Here is a 16,650-nt window from a genome sequence, read left to right as displayed (position 1 = left end):
CAGGGCCTTGCTATGTTCGGAGATCGTCCCCATCGCCGCTGCGGGCGATCCCGACTTGCCGCCGGGCCGCACGATGGGTGGTTTTACGTCCGAGGGACCATGCCCACCGGCGACGCCGACCCTACGACTCCCGCCGGTGGCGAACCCCCGACGTATCCCGGCTCGCCGTACACCTGCACGATCTGCGGCTGTCTCTGCGACGACCTCGAGCTGACGGCCGATTCGGGACGGGTCGTCGAGGCCCGGTGGGCGTGCGAGCTGGCCCGACCGTTCCTCGTCGGCATGTCGACGATTGCCGTGGATACGCGATCGCCCCGGATCGCCGGCCGCGACGCGAGCGCCGAGGAGGCTGTCGCGGAGGCGGCCCGGATCCTCGCTGGGTCGCGCGCGCCCTTGATTCTCGGGCTGCGCCGATCGACCAACGAGGCCGTGCGGAAGGCCGTCGCGCTGGCGGATCAACTGGGCGCGGCGATCGAGATCGGCGAGGCGCCGGCGTGGGCCAGGATCGCGGCGATGCAGCGCGGCGGGGCGGTCGGGGCCACTCTGGGCGAGGTCAAGGCACGCGCCGACGTGATCGTCTACTGGGCCTGCGACCCGGTCGCCACGCATCCTCGGCACCTGGAACGCTACTCCGCCGACGCCATGGGCCGGTTCGCGTCCGACGGCCGCGCGGGGCGTCGGGTCGTGGTCGTCGACCGAGAGAAGACGGCGACGGCCGACCGGGCGGACCTGTTTCTTCAAGTCGATCCGGAACGCGAGCTGGACCTGCTGCTCGTGCTGCGGGCGCTGTGGCGCGAGGTCGCGCTCGATCCCAGGCGGGTTCTCGCGGCCACGGGCCATCCGCTGGGGGAGCTTCAGGAGCTTGCCGAGATCCTCCAGGGGGCTCGTTACGGGGCCTGGTTCGTCGGGGCCTTCGCCGGCCGGGGGCCGGTCGGCCAGGCTGAAGCGCGGCATCAGGCGGTCACGGCGCTCGTCCGCGAACTTGGCCGGCGCACTCGGTTCGTCGCCCTGGGGTTGGGCGAAGCGGGGAACGCCCATGGGGCCGAATCGGTGCTCGGCTGGCAGTCGGGGTTCGCGCCCGGGGTCGACTTCGGCGGTGGATTCCCAGAGTCGCTGCCGGGCGAGACCTCCGTCGCCGTCCGGCTGGCCAACGGCGAGTTCGACTGCACGGTCGTGGTCGGCGCCGCCGCACTCGACACGATCCTCGACCATCGGTGGGACGAAATGACGGCCCCCCCCTGGATCTTCGTCGGCAGCCCGGACCACGAGGCGTTCGATCGCGCCACGGTCGCGTTTCCCGCGGGAACGGCCGGGGTCGACGCGGCGGGCACGTTCACGCGGGTCGACGGCGTCTCGCTCCCCGTCCGGGCCGTCCGACCTTCGCGCTCGCCCGACGAGGGCGGCTGGCTCGAGGCCGTCGGGAAGGCCGTCGCCGCACTGCGGACGGGCGCGAACGAGCCGGGAACGGCGGTGGGGCGATGAGTACCCTGCGGATCGCCGGCGGGCGCGTCATCGACCCGGCCAATGGCGTCAACGACGTGGTCGGAGACCTCTGGATCGAGGACGGCCGCGTCACGGCCCCGCCCGCCGACCCCGGGTTCCGCGCCGATCGGACGATCGACGCTCGGGGATACGTCGTCATGCCCGGCGGCGTCGACGTCCATTCGCACATCGCCGGCTCGAAGGTCAACGCCGCGCGGATCATGAGGCCCGAGGAGCGTCGCGGCGAGGACCGGGTCATGCGGCGGTGGCGGTCGTTCCGATCGGGGACGATCGGCAGCGTGCCCAGCTCGTTCACCACCGGCTACCTCTACGCGGGCCTGGGTTACACCACGGCCGTCGACGCGGCGATCCCGCCGATGGGGGCGCGGCACGCCCACGCCGAGTTCGGCGACGTCCCGCTCGTCGACAAGGCGATGCTCGTGCTGATGGGCAACAACCACCTGGTCCTCGACGCCGTCCGCGAGGGCGATCCCGCGCGGGTCGAGCGGACGGTCGCCTGGCTGCTGGATTCGGCGAAGGGCTACGGCGTCAAGGCGGTGAACCCCGGCGGCGTCGAGCAGTGGAAGCTGGGCGGCGACCGGATCGCGAGCTGGGACGACCGCGTGGACCAGTTCGACGTCAGCCCGCGGGAGATCGTGGTCGCGCTGGCACGGGCCGTCGATTCGCTGGGGCTTCCCCACCCCTTGCACTTCCACGGCCTGAACCTGGGCCTGCCCGGCAACTGGGCCCAAACGCTGGAGGGGATGCGGGCCCTGGACGGCCATCGCATCCACATGGCGCACATCCAGTTCCACAGCTACGGCGGCACGCCCGACGCGCCGGCGGATTTCGACTCCCAGGTTGGGCCGCTGGCGGACTACGTGAACGCCCACGCCGGCATCACGGTCGACGTCGGCCAGGTCATGTTCGGCGAGACCACGAGCATGACGGCCGACGGACCGACCGGGCACTACCTGGCGAACCTCCTGAGGCGGAAGTGGTACAACCACGACGTCGAGCAGGAGGACGGCTGCGGCGTCTCGCCGATCGTCTACCAGGACCGCAACTTCGTCCATGCGCTCCAGTGGGCGATCGGCCTGGAATGGTTTCTGCGCGTCGAGGATCCCTGGCGGGTGGCGATGTCCACCGACCACCCCAACGGCGCGTCGTTCCGGTCCTACCCCGAGGTCGTCGCGCTCCTGATGGACAAGAACCTCCGCGATGAGACGCTCGCCCGGCTCCCCGAGCGGGTGCGTACGCGGAGCGGCCTGGGGGACCTGTCGCGGGAATACTCGTTGACGGAAGTCGCGATCGTCACCCGGGCCGGTCCCGCCCGGATCCTCGGCCTGGCCCACAAGGGCCACCTGGGGCCGGGGGCCGACGCCGACGTGACGATCTACGCCCCGGACGTCGACCGCCGGCGGATGTTCGCCCTCCCTCGCTGGGTGGTGAAGGGGGGCGAGGTCGTCGTCGACGACGGCGAACTGAGGTCCGCGCCCGGCGGCCGGACGCTGTACACTTCGCTCGACGTCGACGCCGCCACGCGCGGCGAGCTGAGCCGGAAGCTGGCGGAGGGGGCGTCGTTCCACCCGGCGAACTTCGGCCTGGGGCTCGACGACCTGGCCGGGCCGTTCGCCGTCGGCCGACGTCGGCCCGGCTGATCACGCCTCGATCCGAGACAAGCGGGAACGCGACGATGTTGCTCGACGGGGTCTTGATCGTGGATACCTTCGCGGAAGCCTTCCCCATGACCGCCGCGCGGGCGATCGTGACGGCCGACACGACGCGATGGGCCGAGATCGCCGGGCGGACGGTCTCGGGATACGCGACGAGCGTCATCGGCTGCGACGCCGAGGTCGCCGTCGAGCGCCGGCTGTCCCCCCGCGAGACGCCCGACGGCCGGCCCGGCGTCAGCCTCTTGATCTTCGCGTTCAGCCGCGAGGCGCTCGAGAAGGCCCTGGTGAACCGGGTGGGCCAGTGCGTGATGACCTGCCCGACCACGGCCTGCTACAACGGCCTGCCCGTCGGCGAGAAGTCGATCGTCGTCGGCGGCCGCCTCCGGTACTTCGGCGACGGCTGGCAGATCTCCAAGCGGCTGGCGGGCCGGCGGTACTGGCGGATCCCCGTGATGGACGGCGAGTTCGTCTGCGAGGAGGTCTTCGGCACGACCAAGGGGGTGGCCGGGGGCAACGTCATCTTCCTGGGGACCGACCCGGCGGGCGTGCTCGCCGCCGCCGAGGAGGCCGTCGCCGTGATGCGGAGCGTCGAGGGCGTGATCCTGCCCTTCCCGGGGGGGATCGCCCGCTCGGGCTCGAAGGTGGGGAGCAAGTACAAGGGGCTTCGCGCGAGTTCGAACGAGGCCTACTCGCCGGGCCTCCGCGGCCTGGTCTCGACCGATCTGCCGGCGGACGTCCGCTGCGCGTACGAGATCGTGGTCGACGGCCTGACGCTGGAGGCCGTCGAGCGCGCGACGGCCGCGGGCGTCCGCGCCGGGGCGCAGGCGTCCCGTGGAGTCGTCGCTGTCACGTCGGGCAACTACGGCGGCAAGCTCGGGCCCCATCACATCCGCCTGCACGACGTCCTCAAACAATGAGCGGTGGCCGTTGGTCGGGGAAGGGATGACATGGCGATGACTCTGCGTTGGCGGTCGACGACCGAGCTTCCGGTCGACGGCTCGCCGCTGAAGCCCGAGACCTTTCGCGGGCGGACGTCGACGGACGCCGCCCGCACGCCCCTGCGCGTCGGCAACGCGACGGCCGAGCTGGGCGACTTGTTCGACGTCGAGGGCGAGGCTGATGACGAGAGGCTCGTCCTCGAGGGCGACCTTCGATGCGTCTCGGCGATCGGCAGGGGGATGTCGACCGGGACGTTGCGGGTCCACGGCGACGCGGGGTTCCGTTTCGCCGCCGAGATGTCGGGCGGGACGGCCGAGCTGGACGGCTCGTGCCGCGACTGGGCCGGCGCCGAGATGCGTGGGGGCCTGCTGCGGATCCGGGGCGATGCCGGCGACGGCCTGGGCGCGGCCTATCCTGGCAGCCTCTTCGGGATGCGCGAGGGCCTGATCCTTGTCGAAGGGGCCGCCGGGAACGACGTCGGCCTGCAGATGCGTCGAGGACTCATCGCCGTCCGCGGCTCCGTGGGGGCGTGCCTCGGGCGAGGCATGGTCGCCGGGACGATCTTCGCCTGCGGCCCCGTCGGCGCGACGCCGGGCGTGGGGATGAAGCGGGGGACTCTGATCCTCCTGGGCCTCGCCGTCGACCCCTCCGAGGCCTTCCCGGCCACCTTCGCCCACGCCGGCGGCTTCGCGTTCGCATATTTGACCCTCTACCAGGCGCACCTGGCGGAACGCGGCTTCGACCTCCCCTCGGCGGTGTCCTCGGCGGTCCTCGACCGCTACAATGGCGACCTGGCGAACGGCGGCCGGGGCGAGATCCTGGCCCCGGCGCCGCGGCCTGCCCTGAAAGTCGTCTCGCCCTCCTGAGGCTTCCCGCCATGGCCACGACCCTCGACCTCAACGCCCGTGCCTCCCAGATCGTCGAGGCGATGTCGGCCGCCGCCGCCACGCTGCGGATCGCCTCCCGCGAGATCGACGGCGGCGGCCGATTCCTCGACTGCGGGATCAAGGTCCGGGGCGGCCTCCGGGCGGGCGTCGACCTGGCGCGAATCTGCCTGGGCGGTCTGGCGGACGTCTCGATCCCGCTGGGCGATATCGGCGGTCGCGCCGCGCCGCTGGTCCAGGTCTGGACCGACCATCCCGTCCAGGCCTGCCTCGCCAGCCAGTACGCGGGCTGGGCCCTGTCCGAGGGTAAGTTCTTCGCAATGGGTTCCGGCCCGATGCGCGCGGTGCGCGGCAAGGAGGCCGTCCTGGAGACGATCGGCTTCCACGAGGACTCGGAATCGGTCGTCGGCGTGCTCGAGACTCGCAAGGCCCCGCCGCCCGAGATCGTGGCCAGGGTGGCCGAGGAGTGCGGCGTCGAGCCCTGGGGCGTCACGCTCCTCGCCGCGCCCACGGCGAGCCTGGCCGGCGGCGTGCAGATCACGGCCCGTTCCGTCGAGACGGCGCTTCATAAGTTGACAGAACTGAAATTCGACCTCTGCCGGATCGTCTCCGCCCAGGGGACCGCCCCGCTGCCGCCCGTGGCCCGCGACGACCTCGCCGCCATCGGCCGCACCAACGACGCGATCCTCTACGGAGCCCGCGTCATCCTGCACGTCACGGGCGACGACGAGTCCCTCCAGGAAATCGGCCCCCGCGTCCCGTCCTCAGCTTCGCACGACTTCGGCGAGCCCTTCGCGGCGATCTTCGCCCGCTACAACAACGACTTCTACGCCGTCGACCCCCACCTCTTCAGCCCGGCCGAGGTCGTCTTCCAGAACCTCGACACCGGCAAGACCCACGTCTTCGGCGGCCCCCGGCCCGAGATCGTGGCGAAGTCGTTCTGGGGCTGATCGCCACGCCATGCCCAACTTCGCCGCTTTGGTTTCGGGCACCGGATGGCACGTCGCCGACCTGCTGCGCGCGGCGGCTGCGGTCGACGTTTCGCTCCACGTCCTGGCGTTCGGCGACGTCGAAGCGTCGGTGGGGATCGGGCCGGGGCGGGTGTCGGCGTGCGACGTCGGGCTCGACGGGGTCGACGGGGTCCTCGTGCGGATGATGCCGCCGGGGAGCCTGGAGCAAGTGGTCTTCCGGATGGACGCGCTGCACCGGCTGACGGCCGTCGGCGTGCCCGTTTGGAACCCGCCGCGGTCGGTCGAGGCGGCGGTGGACAAGTACCTGACGCTCAGCCTGCTGGAGCGTCGCGGGTTGCCGGTCCCCGCGACGTGGACCGGTCAGACGGCAACCTCGGCGTTGGAGGCGTTCGACGCCCTCGGGGGCGACGTGGTGGTCAAGCCGCTCTTCGGGTCGGAAGGCCGCGGGCTGATGCGCGTGGGCCATCGCGAGCTCGCCTGGCGATGCTTCCACGCGCTCGAACGCACGGGCTCGGTCATCTATCTTCAGCGTTGGATCCGCCACCCGGGTCACGACCTGCGGCTGTTCGTGCTGGGGGGCCGCGTCCTGGGCGCGATCCGACGGACGGCCCGCGACGGGGAATGGCGGACCAACGTCGCGATCGGCGGCCGGGCGGAGGCCTGGACGCCCGACGCCGAGGCCGCGCGGCTGGCCGTCGCGGCGACCGAGGCCGTCGGGGCCGTGTTCGCCGGCGTCGACCTGATCGAGGACCTGGACGCCGGGACGCGCGTCCTGATCGAGGTCAACGCCGTGCCGGGTTGGCGGGCCCTCTCGGCCGCGACGGGGGTCGACGTGGCCGCGGCGCTCCTCGACGCCCTGCGCGAGGCCGCCCGATGAACGAGCTCTCGGCCGGCAAGCTGGCCCAGGTCGCGTGCCTGCTCGAAGCCTCGGCGCGGAAGCCGGGGAACGTCCACCGCTTCGCCGACTTCCGCGACCTCGACTACCTCGATTTCGTGCTCGCCGCCGCGGCCGTGGCCGACCCTCTCGATCGGGCCGAGGCCGATGGCGTGGGCGTCGCCGTGCTCGGGGCCGTCGAGGCGACCCGACGCCTCGTCGCCACGAACGCCAACCTCGGGATCATCCTGCTGCTGGCCCCGATGGCCGCCGTCCCGCTTTCGGAGAGCCTCCCCGATGGCCTCCCTCGCGTTCTCGCAGCCACGACGATCCACGACGCCCGCCTCGTCTACCGGGCCATCCGGCTGGCGAACCCCGGCGGACTCGGCCAGGCCGACGAGCAGGACGTCGCCGACGAGCCGACCATCATTCTCCGCGACGCCATGCGACTCGCCGCCGATCGCGACCTGATCGGCCGCCAGTATGCAAACGGGTTCGAACAGGTTCTCCGCGAAGGTTTGCCCGCCCTCGAGCGTCACCTGGGAGCGGGCCGAAACATGGAGACGGCCATCGTCGGCGCGTTCCTGGAGCTGCTCGGGGCCCATCCCGACTCCTTGATCGCCAGGAAGTTGGGCGATGCGACGTCCCGCGAGGCGTCGCGACGAGCCCGCGAGGTGCTCGACGCCGGTTGGCCCGATGCGGAAGGGGGGACGAAAGCGCTTCGAGACCTTGATGCGTGGCTACGGGGCGACGGCCACCGCCGCAACCCCGGCACGACGGCGGACCTCACGGCGGCGGTCTTGTTCGCCGCCTTGCGTGCGGGGACAATCACCTTGCCTCGCGCAGCCGGCCCGGCGTCGTGGTCCGGCGAGTCCTGGTTCTGACCTCCGCCCATCGAGGGATCACGCCCGTGCCCGCCACGCGCTTCAAGGTTCGCGTCACCAAGGATTACCTGGTCTTCTCGTCGGGGCATTTCATCACGTTCGACGGCGACCACTGCGAGAGGATCCACGGCCACAACTACCGGGCCGCCGTGGAAGTCGACGGCGATCTGGACGCCAACTCCTACGTGGTCGACTTCATCGCGCTCCGCGACATGACCCGCGCCATCACCGACGAACTCGACCACCGCATGCTGCTCCCCGCCGAGAGCCCGCTCATCCGCGTCGCGGCCGAAGGTCCGAACCTCGTGGCGCGCTACGGCGATCGTTTCTGGAGCTTCCCCAGCGACGAATGCGTCGTCCTGCCGATCGCCAACACGACGTCCGAACTGCTGGCGCGATACATCGCCGAACGCCTGCTCGACGCCATGAAGGAACGCGGCTGGTCCGCCCCCCGGGCCATCCGCGTCGAGGTCGAGGAATGCTTCGGCCAGTCGGCCGAGGTCGAGCTGATCTTATAGGCCGCCGTCCATCGCGATCAGGGCATTCCGATCGATGCGGCCGTCGTGCAGCGCGGAGCCGACCAGGACGGCCGCCGCCCCGCGATCGCGCCAGGCCGCAGCTTCGTCGACGCCCGAGATGCCGCCGCCGACCGTGAACTCGACTCTGGGATGGGCCTGGAGCAGGGGCCCGAGCAGGTGATCCGTCCCTGGCCCCGCCCCCCGGCCGACGTGCGCGAGGTCCAGCAGGATCAGGCGACGGACGCCCATGTCGAGGATCCGGTGGGCCAGGGCGAGGGCGGCGCGTTCGGGCCACGCATCGGGCGCGGCGGTGATCGGTCGGCCGTCGCGGAGGTCGAGGCTCACGATCAAGCGATCGGGCCCGGCCCGATCGAGGACGTCGGCGAGGGCGTCGGGCCCGCGCAGGGATTCCAGGCCCGCGATGACCTGGAGCCGCTCGACGTCGAGCAGGGGGGCGAGGTCGTCGCGATCCTCGATCCCCGCATCGACCCAGATATCGAGGCCGAGGTCGACGAGGTCGCGGTAGAGCGAGGGCTCGCCTCGTCGCTGGGTGATGGCGTCGAGGTCGGCGAGATAGACGGTGGCGAAGCCCAAGACGTCGCGGAAGGCCCGGGCCAGTTCCCGAGGGCCGTGGCCGGCGTGTAAGATGCTTCGCAAAGGTCGGTACCGGGCCCGATCGCCGCCGATCGCATGGACGGCCCTCCCTTCGAGGACGTCGAGCACGGGAATGAGCTGGAACTTCGACCCCATGACGCCGCCCCGTCCCTCGACGATCTTGATCTTTGAGCATGTGACCGGCGGCGGGATGGCCGGCGAGCCCCTGCCCCCGTCGTGGGAGGCCGAGGGGGGCGCGATGCGCCAATCGTTGGCCGCCGAATTCGCGGCGGCCGGACGGCCGACGCGCGTGGTCGTCGCACTCGATCCGCGGCTGCCGCCCGAGGAAGGTCCGTGGGAGACCGTGGTCGTCGACTCGGTCGAACGGCTCGAAGCCCTCGCCCGCCGGGCCGATTCTACGTTGCTCATCGCCCCCGAGTCGAGCGGCGTCCTGGAGGAGCTGACATGGCGGCTCAGCGCTGCAGGCTGCCGCATGTTGGGCTCGTCGCCGTCCGCGGTCGCCCTGACGGCCGACAAGGCGGCTCTTGGTGAACATCTCGCGCAGTACGGCGTCCCGACGCCGCGGTCTCGGGTCCTCGATGCGGGCGAGGCGCACCCGTCCGATTGGCAGTACCCGGCCGTCCTGAAACCCGTCGACGGGGCTGGATCGCTCGACACCTTCCTGATCGAGAGGCCGGACGAGCGAAGATCGCACGAGCGCCGGCTTCTCCAGGAATACGCACCCGGCCAGGCCATGAGCGTCAGCTTCCTCGTCGCCCCCGGCGGAAGGGTCCGATTCATCGCCGTCGGCGAGCAGGAGATGGAGCTTGCGGAGGGGCGTTTCGCCTATCGCGGCGGGGTCTTGCCGGTGGATTGTCCCGAGGCGGCTTCGCTCGCGGCCCGCGCGGTCGAATCGGTCCCGGGCCTGGCGGGGTTCGTGGGCGTCGATCTCATCCGTGACGCCGAACGCGGGCGGATCGTCGTGCTGGAGATCAACCCGAGGCCGACGACGTCTTGCGTGGGCCTGGGACGGATCTCAACCCCGGGCCTCCTGGCCGACGCCTGGCTGGCGGCGTTCGACGACCCGTCGCGTTGGTACCGAGCGATGGATCGGGTCGAGCGGGCCGTCGCCGCCGCCGCGCCGGTGCGCTTCGAGGCCTGCGGGCGGATCGGGAGCCGAGAATCATGAAGGATGATCGGGGGCCGCTCGCATCGGCGACGTCCTGGTTGGCGATCGACGTCGGGGGCGCGAACCTCAAGGCCGCGCATTCGTCGGGCGTCGTCCGTTCGTCCCCCTTCGCGGTCTGGAAGGATCCCGCGGGCCTGGGGCGGGCGATCGCCGAACTGGCCGCAGCCTTCCCGACCTTCGAGCGTGTCGCGGCGACGATGACGGCCGAGCTTTGCGACTGCTTCGAAACCAAGCGCGAGGGGGTCCTGCGCATCGTCGACGCCCTGCGCGAGGGGCTGCCGGATCGACCGCCTCGATTCTGGGGGACCGACGGCCGCTTCCATGACGAGGCGTCGATCCGAAGTCGGCCGCTGCTCGCCGCCGCCTCGAACTGGCTGGCGCTGGGAACGGTCGCCGCGCGGGCCGTGGGCGAGGCCCGGGCGATCCTGATCGACGTCGGCTCGACGACGACCGACCTCATCCCCCTTGTGGGCGGCCGGGTCGCGGCTCGGGGGAGGACGGACGTCGAGCGGCTTCAGAACGGCGAGCTGGTCTACGCCGGAGTGCTGCGGACGCCGGTCTGCGCCCTGGCGGTCGAGCTGCTCTTCCAGGGAAGGCCGACGGGTCTCGCGGCCGAGTTCTTCGCGACCACGCGCGACGTCTACCTGACGATCGGCGACCTCGAGGCCGATCCCGACGACTCGTCCACCGCCGACGGCCGCCCCGCGACCCGGGACCGGTCGATCGAACGCCTGGCGCGGATGGTCTGCACCGATCGGGAGTCGTGCTCAGCCGACGACGTGGCGCAACTGGCGAAGGCCGCGGACGGCGTCCTGCTCGATCGGCTCGTCGATGCCGCGCGTCGGGCCTGCGCGACGACGATCGGCGAGCCCGCGACGGCGATCGTCTCCGGCTCGGGGGAGTTCCTGGCGCGGCGCGTCGCCGAGGCGGTGGTCGGCCCCCGGGGCGTGGTCCAGGCCCTCGGCGACCTCTGGGGCCCGGGCGGCTCCGAGGCCGGCTGCGCCCGCGCCCTGATCGAGCTGCTGCGAGGGGGGGAGCGGGGGGATGTCCTCGAAAGCTGAAGAATCACCCGTCATCGTCGTCAAGGTCGGCGGCAGCCTGCTCGATTGGCCGGGACTCAGGGCGAGCCTGGCAGCGTTCTTGACGTCCGACCTCTTGCTCGAAAGACGGTCGCCCCGGCTCGTCCTGATCGCCGGCGGCGGGGCCGCCGCCGACTCCGTGCGGACGCTCGACGCGGCGCACGGCCTCGGCGAACGGCTGGCGCATCACCTCGCCCTGAGGGCGATGGACCTCACGGCGGAAGTCCTCGGCGGACTGGTGGCGAAATCGCGCGTCGTCGACGATTTCGCCGGACTGGACGCGGCCTGGCGCGAGGGCGTGCGGCCGATCCTGGCACCGAGGCGGCACCTGGAAGAGGTCGACGAGAGGGGCGACGACCCCCTGCCGATCTCGTGGCGGACCACGTCCGACGCGATCGCGGCCCGCGTCGCCGTCCGACTGGGCGCGGCCCGGTTGATCTTGCTGAAGAGCGCCCCGTGCGTATCGACAACCCGTCGCGCGGCGGCCGAGAGCGGCCTCGTCGACCCGGTCTTCCCCTCCGCGGCGGAGGGGCTCGGCAGAGTCGAATTCGTCGCCTTCCGCGAGCCCGTGTGGGAGCTACGCCTCGTCCCTTCGTGAGGCCGCGGCCGACTCCCCGGGTGGCTTGACGTCGCGCGTGCCGTCGCGGACAATCGCCGGCGGCGGGCCGATTTCGCCCCACTTCGGGAGGACGGCCGGCCCCCCACGATGGGACGAATTCGACGATGGCTCATCCCCGACTGATCGCCCTGGACCACCCCGGGCTGGCCCCGTTCCCGCTCTCCGATCGACTCCGCGCGCAGCTCGTCTATTTCCAGGCCGGCCCCGACGCGAAGGAAATGCCCGAGCTGGGCGAGGACGAGTACTGGTTCGACCGCGACGAGGTCGCGCGTTGGGTGATGGACGGCGTCTTCTACCTGGTGTCGCCGCTTGACACCGAGAAGGCGACCGAGGTCGAGCTCAGCGAGGAGCAGGACGCGCTCCTGGCCTGGCTGGAGTTCAACCACGTGCGCCACGCCCGCGTCGAGGACTGAGGCCGACTCGACTCAGGCGATGATCGGCCCGACCAGCTCGCCGTGGACGTCGGTCAGGCGCATGTCGCGGCCGCCGAAGCGGAACGTCAGCCGCTTGTGGTCCAGGCCCAGGAGATGCAGCATCGTGGCGTGGAGGTCGTGCATGGCGACCTTGTCGACGACGGCGTGATAGCCGTAGTCGTCGGTCTCGCCGTGGGTCACGCCCCCCTTGACGCCGCCGCCGGCCAGCCAGACGGTGAACCCGAACGGGTTGTGGTCGCGGCCGTCGCTCCCCTGGGCCATCGGCGTGCGTCCGAACTCGCCGCCCCAGAAGACCAGGGTGGAATCCAGCAGGCCGCGGCCCTTCAGGTCGTCGAGCAGGCCGGCGATCGGCCGATCCACCGCGCGGGCGTTCTTCTCGTGGCCGTCCTTCAGGCTGGAATGCTGGTCCCAGCGGTCGTGGCCGACCGACGGGCAGAGGACCTCGACGAACCGCACCCCGCGCTCGACGAGCCGGCGGGCGATCAGGCACTCGCGCGCGAAGATCCGCGTCGGTTCGTAAGCGTCGTCGAGCCCGTAGAGGCTTCGGGTGGCGGGCGACTCGCCGTGCAGGTCCATCAGGCCGGGGACGGCCGACTGCATTTTGTAGGCCAGCTCGTAGTTGGCGATCGCAGCCTCGAGGGCGTCGGGCTTCCCCATCCGGCCGGCGACGCCGCGGTCGAGGTCGCGGATCAGGTCGAGCTTGCGGAGCTGGCCGCCGGGAGACGACTCGACGGGCCGGATGTTGGCCACGGCCTCGGCCGCCGGCCGGAAGACCGAGCCTTGATAGGCCGCGGGCAGGAAGCCGTTGCTGAAGCAGTCGAGGCCGCCGGGCGGGATCAGGCCGCCGTTGAGGACGACGAAGCCCGGTAAATCCTCGCATTCGGAGCCCAGGCCGTAGGTCGTCCACGCGCCGTGGCTGGGCCGCCCTTGCAGGCCGCTGCCGGTGTGGAGGAAGTAGTTCGCCGCCGTGTGCTCGGAGAATTCCGACGTCATCGACCGGATGATCGCCAGGTCGTCGACGTGGCGGGCGACGTGGGGGAAGAGGTCGCTGACGGGCGCTCCGCACTCGCCGTAGGGGCGGAACTTCCAGGGCGACTTCAGCACGGCGCCGACGTTGTTGAACTGGGTGGGGGCCGTCTTGACCTTGATGGGCTCCCCGTGCTCGCGGTCGAGGCGAGGCTTGGGATCGAAGGTGTCCATCTGCGAGGGCCCGCCGTCCATGTAGAGGAAGATCACGCTCTTCGCCTTGGCGGGATGGTGCAGGCCGTGGGCGAGGCCGGGAGCGGCGGCGTCCGCGCCGAAGGCCCGATCCCGCAGCAGCGCGGCGAGCGCCATCGCGCCGAAGCCGTTGGCGCAACGGGCGAGCATCTGACGACGGCTGATCGGAGCGGCGAATCGGCCGCAGTGCATGGCGAGGGCTCCGCGAGGTCGACGCTCGACGTTCAGTCGATGTAGACGAATTCCTTGACGTTGAACAGGGCGTGGCCGAGATCGGCCCAGACGGCTCGGGCGGGCGAGGGCTCGGTCGATCGTCGCGCCTGGAGGTAGGCCGAGCAGCGGGTGATCTCGTCGTCGGTCGGGGCTCGCCCGAACGCTTCCTGGTAGAGCCGGCCGATCCGCGACGCGTCGGTGGCGTTTGGGCCGTCCTCCGCGAGCAGCCGGCCGGCCCAGGCGTCGGCGAGTTCGATCACCAACGGGTCGTTGAGCAGCGTCAGGGCCTGCGCCGGGACGTTCGAGGCGTGGCGGCGGCCCATCGTCGAGAACGGGACGGGCGCGTCGAACACCATGAACATCGGGTTGAGGAAGTTGCGCCGCACTTGCAGGTACACGCTGCGGCGGCCGTGGCCGTCGAGCGGCCCACTCGCCGCCGGTCGTCCCCGGCCGTCCATGAACGGCGAGAGGTACGGCGGGACGCTCGGCCCGCCCTGCGTGGGGTCGAGCCGGCCCGAGACGGCGAGGAGGGCGTCGCGGACGGCCTCGGCTTCGAGGCGGCGGACGTTCATCCGGTGCAGCAGGGCGTTGGTCGGGTCGAGGCGGTCGGCCTCCGGCGTCGCCCGGCTCGTCATGCGGTATGCGGACGACTCGAGGATGAGCCGGTGCATCGCCTTGACCGACCAGCCGCCGCGGACGAACTCGGCCGCCAGCCAGGCGAGCAGCTCGGGGTGCGACGGTGCCTGGCCCATCACGCCGAAGTCGTCGGGCGACCGGACGAGGCCCTCGCCGAAATGCTGCTTCCAGATCCGGTTGACCATCACCCGAGCCGACAGGGGGTTGGAGCGGACGTCGACCATCGCGCGGGCGAGCCCGAGCCGGCCGCTGCCGGGGGTCGAGGCGTCCGGGCCCGCACCTCCCAGGATCGCGAGCAGGCGTCTCGGGACGACCTCGCCGGGCGTCCTGGGATTGCCTCGGATCATGACGGATTCGTCCTCGCCGTCGCCGTCCACCGCCGCCGGGGCCAGCGTCGGCGCGGGGATCCGCGATTCGACGTCGCGATATTCCGCCAGCGCCGCGGCGAGCCGGGCCGCGAGTGGCGAGTCGACGACTTCAAGCTCGCGGACCAGGGCGTTCGCGTCGATCGCGACCTCCGGACCCGCGGGCGGTGCCGGCGGGGTGGCCTCGTCGGTCGTCCGGACCGCGACCAGGTCGACCCAGCCTCGGCCGTCGACCGGGTGCGTAACCGCGCCGGTGAACTCCTGCGAGGCCCCGTCGCAGGCTTCCAGGTAGGCTCGATGGCCCATCCACGATGCCAGGTCGCGGCTGATCCAGCGCGGGCCGGCGGGGGCGTCGATCGTGGTCGTCAGGCCCCCGTAGATCGGGTCGCGGACCTTCTCGAAGCCGTCGATAACGACGTTGATCCGCACGCCCATTCCGGTCGCCAAAATGTGCAGCCAGCGCTTCTCGATGGTGAACGTCGGCGACCGGACGACGCCGTGGAGCCGGTCCGAGATCAGGCCGCTGCTTCGCGAGCCGGCGGGCGTCGCCAGCAGGCGCGTCGCCGGCCCCCGGAGATCGATCCGGAAGCCGTTGGATCCCGAAGGGCTCTCGAAGGCGTCGCCCGTCGTTTTCCAGGCGGCCAGACGTGACGGTGCGGACCCGGCTTCCTCGGCCGGGGCGACCGCGGCGAGAAGCGCCTCGACCTCCGCCTTGCGCGGGGCGGGCAGTCGCGGGGCGGCTTCCGTCAGCAGGTCGGCGAGGGCCGCTTTGCGAGCCTTCAGGTCGGCGACGACGGGGGCGATGCGGGCGTCGGAGTCCAGGAAAGCCTGCTGGTGGCGGGTGCTCCGCAGGAAGCCGGCCAGGGCGTAGTAGTCGCGGGTGCTGATGGGGTCGAACTTGTGGTCGTGGCAGCGGGCGCAGCTGACCGTGAGGCCGAGGAACGTCTTGGACAGCACGTCGATCTGGTTGTCGACCCGCCGCACGCCCTCGTCGCGGACGTCGAGCGGCGAGTGCACGCCCTCGCCGAGCCAGTAGAAGCCGGTCCCGCGGACCGATTCGTTCGAGCCGTCGGCGGGGTTCCTCCTGGGCGTGGGCAGGAGGTCGCCGGCGACCTGCTCGACGACGAACTGGTCGTACGGAAGGTCGAGGTTGAATGCCCGGACGACGTAGTCGCGGTAGCGCCAGGCGTTGAGCAGCTCATAGTCGAACTCGTGCCCGGCCGTCTCGGCGAACCGGACCAGGTCCAGCCAGTGCCGTCCCCAGCGTTCGCCGTAGCGGGGGTCCGCGAGCAGCTTCTCGACCAGCCGCTCATAGGCGTCGGGGGCGTCGTCGGCGACGAAGCTGGCGATCTCCTCGGGTGTGGGGGGGAGGCCGATCAGGTCGTAGGTCAGGCGGCGGATGAGGGTCCGTCGATCGGCCTCGCCGGCCGGCTCCAGGCCGCGACCGGCCATCGCCGCGATCAGGAAGCGGTCGATCGGGCTGCGCGCCCAGGCGGCGTGCACGCCCTCGACGGTCGGGGGCGCGACCTCCCGGATCGGCTGGAAGCTCCAGAATTTGGCCCGCCGCTCGAACTCGGGCGAGCCGTCGAGGCTCCCCCGCGCGGTCGCCGCGGCCGGTTCTTTCGTCTCCACTCCCCACGGGGCCCCGCGCGCGACCCATTGCGTGAGGACGTCGATCTCCTCCCGGGGCAACTTCGACTTGGGCGGCATCTGGACGTCGCCGCCGTAGCGGATCGCCGCCACGAGCAGGCTGGCCTCGGCGTCGCCGGGCTCGGCGGCCGGCCCGGTCGTCCCGCCGGCGAGGGCCGCCGCGCGCGAGTCGAGGCGAAGCTCGCCCTTCTGCTTCTCGGGTCCGTGGCAGCCGATGCAGCGATCGAACAGGATCGGTCGGACGCGCTTCTCGAAGAACTCGACGGCCGCGGGGTCCGCGACGGCCGGCGCAGCCGCTTCCTGCGCGACGGCCGAGGTCCCGAGCGCCATCAGGGCGGTCGCGAGACGGAGGGCCGCCCTGCGTGATCGTGCATGCGTCATACGTCGGCCCCGAGGAGGTCACGCTCGTCCGCGCACCAAGGTGT

15 protein-coding genes are annotated in these 16,650 nt (G+C 71.7%); 12 read left to right on the top strand and 3 right to left on the bottom strand.

Features of this window, described 5'->3' with window-relative positions:
- The first annotated feature begins 99 nt into the window (after positions 1–99).
- Genes PZE19_RS21735 through PZE19_RS21700 form a run of 8 tightly spaced genes read left to right on the top strand, consistent with a single transcriptional unit; the run spans position 100 to position 8,228 of the window.
- The gene (locus tag PZE19_RS21735) at positions 100–1,482 is read left to right on the top strand and encodes a molybdopterin-binding domain-containing protein (RefSeq protein ID WP_277862702.1); all 1,383 of its coding nucleotides are present in this window, start codon (positions 100–102) and stop codon (positions 1,480–1,482) included.
- Positions 1,479–3,143 carry a formylmethanofuran dehydrogenase subunit A gene (locus tag PZE19_RS21730; RefSeq protein ID WP_277862701.1) on the top strand — a complete coding sequence of 555 codons (1,665 nt, stop codon included), beginning with the start codon at positions 1,479–1,481 and terminating at the stop codon, positions 3,141–3,143. Before PZE19_RS21735 ends, PZE19_RS21730 begins: the two co-directional genes overlap by 4 nt.
- 35 nt (positions 3,144–3,178) lie before the next feature.
- On the top strand, positions 3,179–4,075 hold the full coding sequence (gene fhcD, locus PZE19_RS21725; protein ID WP_277862700.1) for a formylmethanofuran--tetrahydromethanopterin N-formyltransferase: 897 nt from the start codon (positions 3,179–3,181) through the stop codon (positions 4,073–4,075).
- Positions 4,076–4,105: 30 nt separating this feature from the next.
- Positions 4,106–4,963 (top strand): formylmethanofuran dehydrogenase subunit C, encoded by an 858-nt coding sequence (locus PZE19_RS21720; protein ID WP_277862699.1) that lies wholly within the window; start codon positions 4,106–4,108, stop codon positions 4,961–4,963.
- 11 nt (positions 4,964–4,974) lie between these two features.
- Positions 4,975–5,931, top strand: a complete 957-nt coding sequence (mch, locus tag PZE19_RS21715; RefSeq protein ID WP_277862698.1) for a methenyltetrahydromethanopterin cyclohydrolase — start codon at positions 4,975–4,977, stop codon at positions 5,929–5,931.
- A gap of 10 nt (positions 5,932–5,941) precedes the next feature.
- Positions 5,942–6,829, top strand: coding sequence for an ATP-grasp domain-containing protein (locus PZE19_RS21710; RefSeq protein WP_277862697.1), 888 nt, complete (start codon positions 5,942–5,944; stop codon positions 6,827–6,829).
- Positions 6,826–7,710: a triphosphoribosyl-dephospho-CoA synthase gene (locus PZE19_RS21705; protein ID WP_277862696.1), complete on the top strand. Its 885-nt coding sequence runs from the start codon at positions 6,826–6,828 to the stop codon at positions 7,708–7,710. Before PZE19_RS21710 ends, PZE19_RS21705 begins: the two co-directional genes overlap by 4 nt.
- 26 nt (positions 7,711–7,736) lie before the next feature.
- Positions 7,737–8,228, top strand: coding sequence for a 6-pyruvoyl trahydropterin synthase family protein (locus PZE19_RS21700; RefSeq protein ID WP_277862695.1), 492 nt, complete (start codon positions 7,737–7,739; stop codon positions 8,226–8,228).
- On the opposite strand, the gene PZE19_RS21695 is transcribed toward PZE19_RS21700, so the two are convergent.
- A complete protein-coding gene (locus PZE19_RS21695) occupies positions 8,223–8,978 on the bottom strand; it encodes a HisA/HisF-related TIM barrel protein (RefSeq protein WP_277862694.1) in 756 nt (251 codons plus the stop codon). The two genes, PZE19_RS21700 and PZE19_RS21695, sit on opposite strands and share 6 nt — an antisense overlap.
- On the opposite strand from PZE19_RS21695, the gene PZE19_RS21690 reads away from it, so the two are divergent.
- From PZE19_RS21690 to PZE19_RS21675, 4 genes are all read left to right on the top strand, one after another.
- Entirely contained in the window at positions 8,956–10,011 is a 1,056-nt protein-coding gene (locus PZE19_RS21690) for an ATP-grasp domain-containing protein (protein WP_277862693.1), read from the top strand. The two genes, PZE19_RS21695 and PZE19_RS21690, sit on opposite strands and share 23 nt — an antisense overlap.
- Positions 10,008–11,072 carry a hydantoinase/oxoprolinase family protein gene (locus tag PZE19_RS21685; protein WP_277862692.1) on the top strand — a complete coding sequence of 355 codons (1,065 nt, stop codon included), beginning with the start codon at positions 10,008–10,010 and terminating at the stop codon, positions 11,070–11,072. The genes PZE19_RS21690 and PZE19_RS21685 overlap by 4 nt, the downstream gene beginning before the upstream one ends.
- Entirely contained in the window at positions 11,056–11,688 is a 633-nt protein-coding gene (locus PZE19_RS21680) for an amino acid kinase family protein (RefSeq protein WP_277862691.1), read from the top strand. The genes PZE19_RS21685 and PZE19_RS21680 overlap by 17 nt, the downstream gene beginning before the upstream one ends.
- Positions 11,689–11,813: 125 nt before the next feature.
- Complete coding sequence (locus PZE19_RS21675) at positions 11,814–12,122, top strand: hypothetical protein (RefSeq protein ID WP_277862690.1); 309 nt, start codon at positions 11,814–11,816, stop codon at positions 12,120–12,122.
- A 12-nt stretch (positions 12,123–12,134) separates the two neighbouring features.
- Here PZE19_RS21675 and PZE19_RS21670 read toward each other — a convergent pair whose 3' ends face one another.
- On the bottom strand, positions 12,135–13,553 hold the full coding sequence (locus PZE19_RS21670) for a DUF1501 domain-containing protein (protein WP_277862689.1): 1,419 nt from the start codon (positions 13,551–13,553) through the stop codon (positions 12,135–12,137).
- A gap of 32 nt (positions 13,554–13,585) precedes the next feature.
- Positions 13,586–16,555 carry a PSD1 and planctomycete cytochrome C domain-containing protein gene (locus PZE19_RS21665; protein WP_277862688.1) on the bottom strand — a complete coding sequence of 990 codons (2,970 nt, stop codon included), beginning with the start codon at positions 16,553–16,555 and terminating at the stop codon, positions 13,586–13,588.
- Between the last annotated feature and the right edge of the window lie 95 nt (positions 16,556–16,650).

Origin of the sequence: Paludisphaera mucosa, assembly GCF_029589435.1 — a bacterium.
Classification (GTDB): domain Bacteria; phylum Planctomycetota; class Planctomycetia; order Isosphaerales; family Isosphaeraceae; genus Paludisphaera; species Paludisphaera mucosa.
The sequence above is the reverse complement of the archived record's forward strand: the minus strand, read 5'-3'. Positions and strand labels throughout refer to the sequence as shown.

Coding starts and splice junctions, on each gene's coding strand:
- PZE19_RS21735 (WP_277862702.1), top strand. CDS start 100: ATGCCCACCGGCGACGCCGACCCTACGACTCCCGCCGGTGGCGAACCC.
- PZE19_RS21730 (WP_277862701.1), top strand. CDS start 1,479: ATGAGTACCCTGCGGATCGCCGGCGGGCGCGTCATCGACCCGGCCAAT.
- fhcD (WP_277862700.1), top strand. CDS start 3,179: ATGTTGCTCGACGGGGTCTTGATCGTGGATACCTTCGCGGAAGCCTTC.
- PZE19_RS21720 (WP_277862699.1), top strand. CDS start 4,106: ATGGCGATGACTCTGCGTTGGCGGTCGACGACCGAGCTTCCGGTCGAC.
- mch (WP_277862698.1), top strand. CDS start 4,975: ATGGCCACGACCCTCGACCTCAACGCCCGTGCCTCCCAGATCGTCGAG.
- PZE19_RS21710 (WP_277862697.1), top strand. CDS start 5,942: ATGCCCAACTTCGCCGCTTTGGTTTCGGGCACCGGATGGCACGTCGCC.
- PZE19_RS21705 (WP_277862696.1), top strand. CDS start 6,826: ATGAACGAGCTCTCGGCCGGCAAGCTGGCCCAGGTCGCGTGCCTGCTC.
- PZE19_RS21690 (WP_277862693.1), top strand. CDS start 8,956: ATGAGCTGGAACTTCGACCCCATGACGCCGCCCCGTCCCTCGACGATC.
- PZE19_RS21695 (WP_277862694.1), bottom strand. CDS start 8,978: ATGGGGTCGAAGTTCCAGCTCATTCCCGTGCTCGACGTCCTCGAAGGG.
- PZE19_RS21685 (WP_277862692.1), top strand. CDS start 10,008: ATGAAGGATGATCGGGGGCCGCTCGCATCGGCGACGTCCTGGTTGGCG.
- PZE19_RS21680 (WP_277862691.1), top strand. CDS start 11,056: ATGTCCTCGAAAGCTGAAGAATCACCCGTCATCGTCGTCAAGGTCGGC.
- PZE19_RS21675 (WP_277862690.1), top strand. CDS start 11,814: ATGGCTCATCCCCGACTGATCGCCCTGGACCACCCCGGGCTGGCCCCG.
- PZE19_RS21670 (WP_277862689.1), bottom strand. CDS start 13,553: ATGCACTGCGGCCGATTCGCCGCTCCGATCAGCCGTCGTCAGATGCTC.
- PZE19_RS21665 (WP_277862688.1), bottom strand. CDS start 16,555: ATGGCGCTCGGGACCTCGGCCGTCGCGCAGGAAGCGGCTGCGCCGGCC.